Below are 12,600 nucleotides of genomic sequence, written 5' to 3'. Positions count from 1 at the left end.
CGTTCGCGTCAGGCTCAGTGCGTCTCCTCACCGCTTTTGCCGCCATGGCCGGGAACCCCGGCCTCATCGAGTTTGCGGTAGAGGGTGGACCGGCCGATTTTGAGGCGGCGGGCGACCTCGGACATCTGCCCGCGGTAATGCGAGATCGCGAAACGGATGATCTCGTTCTCGATATCCTCCAGCGGCCGGACGTCGCCAGTCGCGGTCAGCATGGAGAGAGCACCCGCTTGCGGCAGCGGTGCGATCGGTATGTCATTACCCGACACGACGGAGGGGGCCGCGATCGGCTCCAGCATCAGCGGCGCGGTCGGAATGTCTGTTCCCGGATGTGGCTGCGAGGCGATCAGGGGGAAGTCGTCAAGGCCAAGCTGGTCGCCGTCGCTCATCACCACGGCGCGGTAGACCGCGTTTTCGAGCTGGCGGATGTTGCCGGGCCAATCGAGCTGGGCAAGGTGAGCAACGGCCTCGCCGCTGATGCCGGTGATGGGGCGGTTCTCCTCGGCGGCAAAGCGCGCCAGGAAATGCCTGAGCAGATGCGGAATGTCCTCGCGCCGGGCGCGCAGCGATGGGATCGTGAGCGGCAGCACATGCAGGCGATAGAACAAGTCTTCCCGGAAGTGGCCCTGCTTGACCCGCTCCAGCAGCCTGCGATTGGTCGCCGAGATGATGCGGACGTCGACCTTCACGGGTCTGCGGCCGCCGACCGCCTCGACCGCGCCTTCCTGGAGCGCGCGAAGCAGCTTGACCTGCGCGCTCAGCGGCAGCTCGCTGACCTCGTCCAGGAATAGCGTGCCGCCATGGGCTTCGACGAACTTGCCGGTGTGGCGTTCGGTGGCGCCGGTGAAGGCGCCCTTCTCGTGACCGAACAGGATGGACTCGACGAGGTTGTCGGGGATCGCGCCGCAATTGACCGCGACGAACGGCTTTGCCTTGCGCTCGCCGCTGCCATGGATGGCACGCGCGAACATCTCCTTGCCGACGCCGGACTCGCCCTCGATCAGCACGGGGATCGAGGAGTTTGTTGCTTTCTGCGCCGCGCGCATCACGCTCGCCATCGCCTCGGCGCGGGTGATGATGTCGGAGAAGGTCAGCCGGCCCTCGCGGCTGTGACGGATGCGCTGCAATTCGCCCTTGAGCGCCGAGGAGTTGAGCGCGTTGCGAAGAGAGACCTGGAGCCGCTCCAGGCCGACCGGCTTGACCACGAAATCGGCCGCGCCCGCGCGCATCGCCGAGATTACATTGTCGATGCCGCCATGGGCCGTCTGCACGATGACGGGGATGCTGAGACCCGCTTCGCGGATTTTCGCCAGCACGCCCATGCCGTCGAGGCCGGGCATCACGAGATCGAGGATGACGCCGTCGATGGCCGCGTCAGGGGCGGTGAGGGCGGCAATCGCCGCGTCGCCGGAGTCCACCACGATCGTCTCATAGCCGCATTTCTGCACCATGTTTTCGACCAGCCGGCGGGCTACAGCGTCGTCGTCGGCGATCAAAATACTGGCAGCCATGGTGTTCCCCGCACGCTACTACTATCTGTCTCGAATCGGGGCACTCTGGCCGAAGCCGATTAACGCACTGTTAAATCCTGATGCCCCCGCCCGCCGTCGTGATTGTTGAACACAGGTTTCCCACACAATGAATTCGCGCTCCAAGCCTGCAGTTAAGAAGTCCGCCATCAGCAAGCCCGCTCTTCGCAAGCCGAACACCAAGACAGCCAAGGCAAAACCCTCCAAGCATTCACCCGCCAAGTCTTCGCTTGCCAAGCCTTCACCCGCAAAGCCTGCGAGCAAGACCGGCAAGCTTCCGGTGTGGAATCTCGCCGACCTCTATTCCGGGATCGATGCACCGGAAGTGGCGCGCGATCTCGCAAAGATGGATGCCGATTGCGTCGCGTTCGAGACGGACTACAAGGGCAAGCTCGCAACAGGAACAGCAAAGGAAGATGGCGGAAAATGGCTCGCTGAAGCCGTGCGACGCTATGAGGCGATCGACGACCTCGCCGGCCGGCTCGGCTCGTACGCTGGCCTCGTTCATGCCGGCGACAGCGTGGACCCCAAGATTTCAAAGTTTTACGGCGACGTTTCCGAGCGCCTGACGGCGGCATCGACACATCTGCTGTTCTTCGCGCTCGAGCTCAATCGCATCGATGACGATATTTTGAACCGCGCGATGCAGGCCACCGAGCTCGCGCACTACCGTCCCTGGATCGAGGATCTGCGCAAGGAGAAGCCGTACCAGCTCGACGACAAGCTCGAGCAGCTCTTCCTGGAGAAGGCGCAGACCGGCTATTCCGCCTTCAACCGGCTGTTCGACCAGACCATCTCGGGCTTGCGCTTCAAGGTCGGGCCCAAGGATCTCGCGATCGAGCCAACGCTCAATCTGTTGCAGGACCGCGACGGCGCCAAGCGCAAGACCGCGGCAGAGGCGCTCGCAAAGACTTTCAAGGCCAATGAGCGCACCTTTGCGCTGATCACGAACACCCTGGCCAAGGACAAGGACATCTCCGACAGCTGGCGCGGCTTCAAGGACGTCGCGGATTCCCGGCATCTGAATAACCGGGTCGAGCGCGAGGTGGTGGATGCGCTGGTCGCCTCGGTCCGCGCGGCCTATCCAAAATTGTCGCATCGCTACTACGCGCTGAAGGCACGCTGGTTCGGCAGGAAGCGCCTGGCCTATTGGGACCGCAACGCGCCGCTGCCCTTTGCTGCGACCGACGTGATCGGCTGGGGCGACGCGCGAAACATGGTGCTCACCGCCTATCGCGGCTTCTCGCCAAAGATGGCTGACATCGCCGAGCGCTTCTTCACCGACCGCTGGATCGACGCGCCGGTGCGCCCGGGCAAGGCGCCGGGGGCCTTCTCGCATCCGACCACGCCGTCCGCGCACCCCTACGTGCTGATGAACTACCAGGGCAAGCCACGCGACGTGATGACGCTCGCCCATGAGCTCGGCCACGGCGTGCACCAGGTGCTGGCGGCCAGGAACGGCGCATTGATGGCGCCGACGCCGCTGACGCTGGCGGAGACCGCGAGCGTGTTCGGCGAGATGCTGACCTTCCGGCGGCTGCTGGCGCAGACCAGGAGCGCAAAGCAGCGCCAGGCGCTGCTCGCCGGCAAGGTCGAGGACATGATCAACACCGTGGTGCGGCAGATCGCGTTCTATTCCTTCGAGCGCGCGGTCCACACCGAGCGCAAGAACGGCGAGCTCACCGCGACGCGGCTCGGCGAGATCTGGCTCTCTGTGCAGAGCGAGAGCCTGGGGCCGGCAATCGAAATCAAAGCGGGCTACGAGAACTACTGGATGTACATCCCGCACTTCATCCATTCGCCGTTCTACGTCTACGCCTATGCGTTTGGCGATTGTCTCGTGAACTCGCTCTACGCCGTCTACGAGAATGCGGCCGAGGGATTCGCTGAACGGTATCTCGACATGCTCGCCGCCGGCGGCACCAAGCATTATTCCGAACTGCTGCGGCCGTTCGGGCTCGATGCCAAGGATCCAAAGTTCTGGGACGGCGGCCTGAGCGTCATCGCCGGCATGATCGACGAGCTGGAAGCGATGGGCTGAGGCAGGCGCGAGTTGCCTGAAGCGCGGCTCGAGACCTTCCGCAGGATGCAGCGCCGGCGAGTTCCAGCCGGCGCCGCGCAGCCTTTGGCGACGCAGCGTTTGGCCACATAGCCTTCGCAACCGGGCGCCGGCGATGTGGCATTGAACGTTTGCATCCCCGGCGAGACTAAAATTTCATAAGGCTATTTTCATTCGCTTTACAACCATTGATTGCCGGTGCTCCGCCGCCCAGGGGAGGCACGCATGCTCGATCAGGTCCAGCCGACGCAGCCCGTTGAAGCCCGGGCGCCGCGGTCTACTGAGGAAATGCCGTGGTGCGAAAAGCACCATCAGATCGTTCGCGACGAGATCGAAGCCATCAACACCCGCCGCGAGGCGACGCGCCAGATCGGCACGGATGGTCTGCAATCCTGCCAGATGCTCGACGTCACCGGGCTCGCATTGTCCGGCGGCGGCATTCGGTCCTCGGCGCTCTGCCTCGGCGTCCTCCAGGCGTTGAACCACCACAATCTGTTCCGGCGGATCGACTACCTCTCGACTGTCTCGGGCGGCGGCTACATCGGCGCCTCGCTCAGCGCGACCATGACGGTCACGCGGCGTTTCGTGTTCGGGGAGAGGCCTTCGGGCGGCACCGCGACCGCGAGCGAGATCAGCGATACCGCCTCCGTCGGGCACATCCGGAATTACTCCAACTATCTGATCCCCGCCGGCGTGCGCGATCTCCTCACCGGCTTTGCCATCGTGGTGCGCGGATTGATCGCCAATATCGGGATCATCCTTCCGATCATCCTGATGCTGGCGGCGGTCACCATCTGGTCGACGCCGACCCGGACGTGCCTGACGGTCGCCAATCTGTTCGGCGTCAGCTTTGTCGATTCCAAGAGATGCGAGCTATACGATTTCGGCTTCGTGAATCAGCACGGCTTCACCAAGGTCGGTGCCATCGCCTGTGTGATCCTGCTCGCCTGCGCAGTGCTGGCATATATCTGCTCGCGATCCGAACGGGGGAGCGGTCCGGCGATCGTATGGGTCTATGCCGCGGCCATCGTCCTTGTCGTCGGCGGCGCCTGCGATTTCGCGCGCGTGCTCAAGGTGACCAACTTCGCGCTCACCCTGGCAACTGCGATCATCGTGGTCGGACTCTTTTTCCTGTGGGCGATCGTGCGGTCCTTTGCCCGCCCGAGCCATCGCCAGGAATTTCGTTCGCATTTGCCGACCGTGGGGGCGACCTTCCTGGTCCTGCTGTCGGCCATCGCCTTCTTCGAGTTTCAGCCGTTCATGCTGCGGCAGATGTTCGATGTTGCCGACAGCAGCGTGATCGGCGGGCCGGTCGGCGGCGTCGCGGTGACCTGGATACAGTCGCTTGCCGCCGTCGCGGCGCCGATCGCGGCGCTCGTCGCCGCGTTCCGGCAGCAATTTCTCGAGCTGCTGAAGGGCAACAGCGCTTCCTCGCAGCGAGGATCGATGGTTCTTGCAGTCGTTGCCAAGGCCGCGCTCTGGTTCGCCGGCCTCGCCTTGCCGCTGATCATCTGGGTCGCTTATCTCAATTTGTCTTATTGGGGGATCTCCAACGACATCTTCAGGGATTGCTCGGCCCAGACCGAGCAGAGGGACTGCATCGCCAAGGCAAAATTGTCCGCGACCCTCCCGGCGGCGCTCGCAGGCAAGGTGCAGCTGGACCGAAACGCCGCCATCGAATTCACTGAGCCAAAGGCTGCGCCGTCCCCCGAGCCGCGCGTCGAGACGGACTCGGATCGGTTGGCGACTTGGCACGCGCCGGCGTGGCTTCAGCCTGCGGCACAATGGGTCAAGCTCAGGGTTCAGCCGTACTTTCCCCAACTGTTCCAGGGATCGGGATCCGACGCGGCCTACGGCTACACCCTGCCGGTGATCGTCCTGTATGCGCTGACGGGTCTGTTGTTGTTCCTGGTCTCCTGGCTTCTGACCCCGAATGCGAACTCGCTGCACCGGCTTTACCGCGACAGGCTGAGCAAGGCCTTCCTGTTCAACCCGATCCGGCCGGTCGAGCACGATCTTGCGCGTGCCGAGGCCAGTCTAGACCAGGGGCGCGACTTCAAGTCGCTCGATCGCATGAAGCTGAGCGACCTTTATGGCGTCGCAGACGCTCAGGAGGACCGCCAACAGGGCGGGCCCAAATTGCTGGCGCCTTATCACCTTATCAACACGGCGCTGAACATCCAGGGATCGGACTTCGCCAACCGGCGCGGCCGCAACGCCGACTTCTTCGTATTCTCACCGCGCAATGTCGGGAGCGAGGCCACCGGCTACGCGGCGACCCTGGCTGTCGAGAAGGCCGAGCAAAGTCTCGACCTCGCCACGGCCATGGCGATCTCCGGGGCGGCTGCGTCGTCGAACATGGGATCGAACTCGATCCGGTCGCTGACGCCGACGCTTGCGCTTCTCAACGTGCGGCTCGGCTTTTGGCTGCGAAATCCGCGCTACGTGAATGCGCGCTGGTTCCGCCGCTTCTCGCCGCTCTATTTCTGGTCGGAGATTTCCGGCCGTCTCTACGAGAACAGCGACGGTGTCTATCTCACCGACGGCGGCCATATCGAGAATCTCGGCATCTACGAGCTGCTGCGCCGGCGTTGCCGGGTCATCATCGCCGTGGATGCGGAAGCGGACACGCCGATGAACTTCGCGTCGCTGATGACGTTGCAGCGTTATGCCCGCATCGATCTCGGTGTCCGGATCGATCTGCCCTGGATACCGATCCGCGAGCGCACGCGGGCCGTCATGGCGTGCAATGCGGACCCCTCGACGTCCTCAGGCCGGCGCCACGACGAGCCGATCGATCACGTCCACGTCGCCATCGGCACCATCGACTACGGCGCCGGCGACATTGGCTATCTCGTCTACCTTAAATCGTCCCTGACCGGAGACGAGAACGACTACATCCGCGACTATGCGCGGCGGCACGCCACGTTCCCGCACGAGACCACGGGCGACCAGTTCTTCTCGGAGGAGCAGTTCGAGGTCTACCGCGCGCTGGGCTTCCACATGGCCCACGGTTTCCTGTCCGGCGACAACCCGGTGGCGGTCGGGTGCGGCGTCAATCCGCATACGGCCCGATTCACCGAAGCGGGCGAGCCGGCGATCGACGCGGTCCGCGAGGCGCTCGGCCTTCCAGTATCCCAGCGCCCCGCCGCAAGCGTCACCGCCACGATGATCGATCAGGGCTGAGCGGCGCTCGCGCCGAGCTTTCCCGCCAATCGGAATTCCAAATGACCTGATTTGCCGGGAAACCGCGCCTGCCTGCCGTTGCCCTGCCCGAAAGTTTGCGGTATCCCAGCCATGAAATTCGACTTTCGACTGGGGACAATTCATGGCCGACCATAGCGAAGTGGCGTACAGCACCGCCGACGGCAACGACTACGTTGCCCACGAGCAGACCTACGAGGGCTTCATCAAGCTGGTGAAGTACGGCACGGTCTCGGTCGCGCTCATCGTGATCCTGATGGCGATCTTCCTGACCTGATCCACTGCCTGCAGCACCGCCAGCGTCGTCGGTGCCCATAAAATTTGCAATCAAGCCGGATTGAAAACCGGTATCCAACGTTGCGGGAGTAACGCTAAGTTCGCGTGCGCGCTCTTTCCCGCGTCGCCGGAGGGCCTATGAAGATCGCCGTTGCCAAGGAAATCGATCCGTCGGAGCCGCGGGTCGCCGCTTCGCCGGATACGGTGAAGAAGTTCAAGGCGTTAGGCGCCGAGATCGCCATCGAGCCGGGCGCCGGCCTCAAGTCGGGTCTGCCGGATTCCGAATTCACCGCCGTGGGCGCCACCGTCAGCGCCGACGCGCTGAAGGACGCCGACATCATCATCAAGGTGAAGCGCCCCGAAGCCTCCGAGTTGGCCCAGTACAAGCGCGGCGCGCTCGTCATCGCCATCATGGACCCCTACGGCAACGAGGCCGCGCTGAAGACGATCGCCGATGCCGGCGTCTCCGCCTTCGCGATGGAATTGATGCCGCGCATCACGCGCGCGCAGGTGATGGACGTGCTGTCCTCGCAGGCCAACCTTGCCGGCTACCGCGCCGTGATCGAGGGCGCCGAGGCCTTCGGACGCGCCTTCCCGATGATGATGACCGCGGCCGGCACGGTGCCCGCCGCCAAAGTGTTCGTAATGGGCGTCGGCGTTGCCGGCCTCCAGGCGATCGCGACCGCGCGCCGTCTCGGCGCCGTCGTCACCGCGACCGACGTCCGGCCCGCCACCAAGGAGCAGGTCGAATCGCTCGGTGCAAAATTCCTCGCCGTCGAGGACGAGGAATTCAAGAACGCGCAGACCGCCGGCGGCTACGCCAAGGAAATGTCCAAGGAGTACCAGGCCAAGCAGGCTGCGCTCACCGCCGAGCACATCAAGAAGCAGGACATCGTGATCACCACCGCGCTGATTCCGGGCCGGCCTGCGCCGAGGCTCGTTACGGCCGACATGGTCAAGTCGATGAAGCCGGGATCGGTGCTGGTCGATCTCGCTGTCGAGCGCGGCGGCAATGTCGAAGGCGTCAAGGCGGGCGAGGTCGCCGAGGTCGATGGCATCAAGATCGTCGGCTACACCAACGTCGCCGGCCGCGTCGCGGCGTCGGCCTCCAGCCTCTACGCGCGCAATTTGTTCAACTTCATCGAGACGATGGTCGACAAGACCAGCAAGGTGCTGGCCGTGAACTGGGACGACGAACTCGTCAAGGCGACCGCGCTGACCAGGGACGGCGCCGTCATCCACCCGAATTTCCAGCCGAAAGCGTAAGGAGAGCCGTCATGGAGCATATCGCACAAGTCGTCGATCCCTTCGTCTTCCGGCTGTCGATCTTCGTTCTCGCCGTCTTCGTCGGGTATTTCGTGGTGTGGTCGGTGACCCCGGCGCTGCATACGCCGCTGATGAGCGTGACCAATGCGATCTCCTCGGTGATCGTGGTCGGAGCGCTGCTCGCGGTCGGCGTCGGCATGATCTCGAGCGGCTCAGGCTGGGCGCGCGGCTTCGGCTTCATCGCGCTCATTTTCGCCTGCGTGAATATCTTCGGCGGCTTCCTTGTCACCCAGCGCATGCTGGCGATGTACAAGAAGAAAGTGAAGTGAGCGGCGTGCACCTCGGGGTGACAAAGGCAAAGGGGACCTGAGATGAACGCCAATCTGGCTGCAGTTCTGTATCTCGTGGCGGGTGTGCTGTTCATCCTGTCACTGCGCGGGCTGTCCAGCCCCGCCTCATCGCGGCAGGGCAATTTCTTCGGCATGATCGGCATGGCGATCGCGGTCGCCACCACGCTGGCCAGCCATCCGCCGGCGGACGGCCTCGCCTGGATCCTCGTGATCCTTGGCATCGCGATCGGCGGCAGCGTCGGCGCGGTGATCGCGCGCCGCGTGCCGATGACCTCGATGCCGGAACTGGTCGCCGCGTTCCATTCGTTGGTCGGCATGGCCGCGGTGCTGGTCGCCGCCGGTGCGTTCTATGCGCCGGAGGCCTTCGACATCGGCAGCCCCGGCAACATCCATCCGCAGAGCCTGGTCGAGATGTCGCTCGGCGTCGCCATCGGCGCGCTGACCTTCACCGGCTCGGTGATCGCGTTCCTGAAGCTGTCCGCGCGGATGAGCGGTGCGCCGATCATCCTGCCGTTCCGCCACTTCATCAACATCGCACTCGCCATCGCCCTCGTCGTCTTCATCGTCGGACTGGTGATGTCGGGCAGCGCGCTCGACTTCTGGCTGATCGTCATCATCGCGCTGGCCCTCGGCGTGCTCATGATCATCCCGATCGGCGGCGCCGACATGCCGGTCGTCATTTCGATGCTGAACTCGTACTCGGGCTGGGCCGCGGCCGGCATCGGCTTCACGCTCGGCAACTCCGCGCTGATCATCACCGGCGCGCTGGTGGGATCGAGCGGCGCGATCCTGTCCTACATCATGTGCCACGCGATGAACCGCTCCTTCATCTCGGTCATCCTCGGCGGCTTCGGCGGCGAGACCGCGGCGGCGGGCGGTGGCGGCGGCGAGCAGAAGCCGGCCAAGCTCGGCTCGGCCGACGACGCCGCCTTCATCATGAAGAACGCGCAGAAGGTCATCATCGTGCCCGGCTACGGCATGGCGGTGGCGCAGGCCCAGCATGCGCTACGTGAAATGGGCGACATCCTGAAGAAGGAAGGCGTCGAGGTGAAATACGCCATTCACCCGGTCGCCGGCCGCATGCCCGGCCACATGAACGTGCTGCTGGCCGAAGCCAACGTGCCCTATGACGAGGTGTTCGAGCTCGAGGACATCAACTCTGAATTCGCGCAGGCCGACATTGCTTTCGTGATCGGCGCCAACGACGTCACCAATCCGGCGGCCGAAGAGGACAAGACCTCGCCGATCTACGGCATGCCCGTGCTCCAGGTCTGGAAGGCCGGAACCGTGATGTTCATCAAGCGCTCGCTCGCCTCGGGCTATGCCGGCATCGACAATCCGCTGTTCTATCGCGACAACACCATGATGCTGCTCGGCGACGCCAAGAAGGTCACCGAGAACATCGTCAAGGCGATGTAACGCGGAGACAAACCGACCATTGCGAATGCGACGCGCGAGCAGCGCGTCGCATGGTACGCCGCTCAGCAGGTGGCGTGCGGGCGCCTCAACGTTCCGGGGCGCCTCGGGCGGTGTCATGAAATTGCTGCGGAGCTGCTGCAAAGCCCTGAACGGGGGCCGGGCCGCGTCATCATGACCATCGTCAAGTGGATCGCCATCCTGCTCGTGACCGTCTATTTCGCCGGTCTCCTCGTGCTGTATGTCAGGCAGCGCGAGATGCTGTTTCCGATCCCGCCCGTCGGCCGCACCGCGCCGGACGCCGCAGGCCTCCCTGAGGCCGAAGAGCACGTCCTGACCACCTCCGATGGCGAGAAGGTCATCGTCTGGCACGTGCCGGCGAAGCAAGGCCGTCCCGTGATCCTGTATTTTCCGGGCAATGGCGATTATCTCGCCGGTCGCGTCAGCCGCCTCAAGGCCATGACGGCGGACGGCACCGGCCTCGTCGCGCTGTCCTATCGCGGCTATGCCGGCTCAAGCGGGGCGCCGAGTGAGGCCGGCCTGCTGCGCGATGCCGCGGCTGCCTACGCCTTCACCACTGCGCGCTACGCAGCGGAGCGAATCGTCGCCTGGGGCTTTTCACTCGGGACCGGCGTGGCGGTCGCGGTCGCCTCGGAGCATCGTGTTGGAAAACTCATCCTGGAAGCGCCCTATACATCGACGGCCGATATTGCAGCTTCATCGTTCTGGTACGTTCCGGTGCGTCTGCTGATGCGCGATCCATTTCATTCCGACGAGCGCATCCCGCGCGTCACTGTGCCGCTATTGGTGATGCATGGCACCGATGACCTTGCCATTTCCATCGTGTTCGGAGAGCGTCTGTTCGTGCTCGCGCATGAACCGAAACAGTTCGTTCGCTTTGCGGGCGGCGGACACGATAATCTCGATGCGTTCGGTGCGATTGAAACGGCGAGGCGCTTCATTGCTTTCTAGACGACTTTTCGTTCGGCGCGGGAGCGGGTTCATCGCCGCGATCCTCGTCGTGTTGTTGCCACAGCACGCATGGGCGGCGACCGGGCTCGACGGCGCGGTGATGGGCTGGCCCTATGCGCTGCCCTTTGCCGGCCTGCTGCTGTCGATCGCGCTCGGGCCGCTGCTGTTTGCAAAAGTCTGGCACCACCATTACGGCAAGATCGCCGCGGCCTGGTCGCTGCTGGCACTCGCCTCGCTCGTCATCCTTGCCGGGAGCATGGCGACGTTGGCCGCCCTCGTTCACGCCATGCTCGCCGAATATCTCGGCTTCATCGTGCTGCTGTTCTCGCTCTATGTCGTGGCTGGCGGCATTCTCGTGACGGGCGACATCAAGGCGACGCCGGCATCAAATGCCGGCATCCTCGCGCTCGGTACGGTGATGGCGAGCGTAGTCGGCACCACGGGGGCGGCCATGATCCTGATCCGCCCTCTGATCCGCGCCAACCGGCCGCGGCGCTACAACGCCCATGTCGTCATCTTCTTCATCATCCTGGTCGCCAATGTCGGCGGCGCGCTGAGCCCGCTCGGCGATCCCCCGCTGTTCGTCGGCTTCCTGCATGGCGTCGACTTCTTCTGGACCACGCGGACCATCTGGCTGCAGACGGCGATCGTTGCCGGACTGCTGCTCGCGATCTTCGTTGTCATCGACGTCTGGCGCTTCCGCAGCGAACCCTTGCCCGGTGCTGTCGGCGCCGCGAAGCCGGTCCGCATCCGCGGCCTCGTCAACCTGGTGCTGATCGCGGCCGTCGTCGCGAGCCTGCTGGGCTCGGCGATGTGGAAGCCCGGCATCGCCTTCGACGTTCTCGGAACCAGGCTGGAGCTGGAAGACATCGTCCGCAACGCGGCGCTGCTGGCCATAGCGGCCCTGTCGGTGTGGTTGACGCCGGACGAGCACAGGCAGGCCAACGGCTTCACCTGGGAGCCGATCCGCGAAGTCGCGAAGCTGTTCGCCGGCATTTTTATCGCGATCATCCCGGTCATCGCCATGCTGGATGCCGGCCATCACGGCGCGTTCGCCTGGCTGTTGTCGGCCGTGACAGGGCCGGACGGCACGCCGCGCGAGGTTGCCTATTTCTGGTTCACCGGTCTGATGTCGGCGTTTCTCGACAATGCGCCGACCTATCTGTTGTTCTTCGAGCTCGCCGGCGGCGACCCGCAGGTGCTGATGCATGAGCTCTCGGGCACGCTCGCTTCCATCTCCATGGGCGCAGTCTACATGGGCGCGCTCACCTATATCGGCAATGCGCCGAATTTCATGGTGAGCAGCATCGCAAGCGAGAACGGGATCGAGATGCCGAGCTTCTTCGGTTATTTCGTGCGCGCCAGCGCGGTGCTGATCCCGCTGTTCGTGCTGCTGACGCTGCTGCCGTTCGCTCCGATCCTGCGCTGGCATTGAATCTGCCGCCCGATTTGCTACTGCTCGACTGAGACAATTGGAGCCGATGGATAAGCGCGCACAATCCGATGTCGGTCGGCCTGGATCTTTCCGGCG

General features: G+C 64.3%; 9 protein-coding genes. 8 read left to right on the top strand and 1 reads right to left on the bottom strand.

The genetic code is table 11. From position 1 onward, the window contains the following. Positions 1–14 precede the first annotated feature (14 nt). Positions 15–1,508 (bottom strand): sigma-54 dependent transcriptional regulator, encoded by a 1,494-nt coding sequence (locus tag IVB45_RS30570; protein WP_027570353.1) that lies wholly within the window; start codon positions 1,506–1,508, stop codon positions 15–17. A 127-nt stretch (positions 1,509–1,635) separates the two neighbouring features. On the opposite strand from IVB45_RS30570, the gene IVB45_RS30565 reads away from it, so the two are divergent. From IVB45_RS30565 to IVB45_RS30530, 8 genes are all read left to right on the top strand, one after another. Next, positions 1,636–3,567: a M3 family oligoendopeptidase gene (locus tag IVB45_RS30565; RefSeq protein ID WP_247358269.1), complete on the top strand. Its 1,932-nt coding sequence runs from the start codon at positions 1,636–1,638 to the stop codon at positions 3,565–3,567. Between the two features lie 243 nt (positions 3,568–3,810). Further along, a complete protein-coding gene (locus tag IVB45_RS30560; protein ID WP_247358270.1) occupies positions 3,811–6,771 on the top strand; it encodes a patatin-like phospholipase family protein in 2,961 nt (986 codons plus the stop codon). 142 nt (positions 6,772–6,913) lie between these two features. Next, positions 6,914–7,066: an aa3-type cytochrome c oxidase subunit IV gene (locus IVB45_RS30555; RefSeq protein WP_007596280.1), complete on the top strand. Its 153-nt coding sequence runs from the start codon at positions 6,914–6,916 to the stop codon at positions 7,064–7,066. 137 nt (positions 7,067–7,203) lie between these two features. Beyond that, entirely contained in the window at positions 7,204–8,331 is a 1,128-nt protein-coding gene (locus tag IVB45_RS30550) for a Re/Si-specific NAD(P)(+) transhydrogenase subunit alpha (protein ID WP_247358271.1), read from the top strand. 11 nt (positions 8,332–8,342) lie between these two features. Continuing rightward, a complete protein-coding gene (locus tag IVB45_RS30545) occupies positions 8,343–8,660 on the top strand; it encodes a proton-translocating transhydrogenase family protein (protein WP_007596278.1) in 318 nt (105 codons plus the stop codon). Between the two features lie 42 nt (positions 8,661–8,702). Next, complete coding sequence (locus IVB45_RS30540) at positions 8,703–10,100, top strand: NAD(P)(+) transhydrogenase (Re/Si-specific) subunit beta (protein ID WP_247287601.1); 1,398 nt, start codon at positions 8,703–8,705, stop codon at positions 10,098–10,100. A 171-nt stretch (positions 10,101–10,271) separates the two neighbouring features. After that, the gene (locus tag IVB45_RS30535) at positions 10,272–11,069 is read left to right on the top strand and encodes an alpha/beta fold hydrolase (protein WP_027570358.1); all 798 of its coding nucleotides are present in this window, start codon (positions 10,272–10,274) and stop codon (positions 11,067–11,069) included. Continuing rightward, entirely contained in the window at positions 11,023–12,504 is a 1,482-nt protein-coding gene (locus IVB45_RS30530) for a sodium:proton antiporter (RefSeq protein WP_247358272.1), read from the top strand. Before IVB45_RS30535 ends, IVB45_RS30530 begins: the two co-directional genes overlap by 47 nt. The last annotated feature ends 96 nt before the right edge of the window (positions 12,505–12,600 follow it).

Source organism: Bradyrhizobium sp. 4, from assembly GCF_023100905.1.
Taxonomy (GTDB): domain Bacteria; phylum Pseudomonadota; class Alphaproteobacteria; order Rhizobiales; family Xanthobacteraceae; genus Bradyrhizobium.
This window is presented reverse-complemented; position numbering and strand designations above follow the sequence as displayed.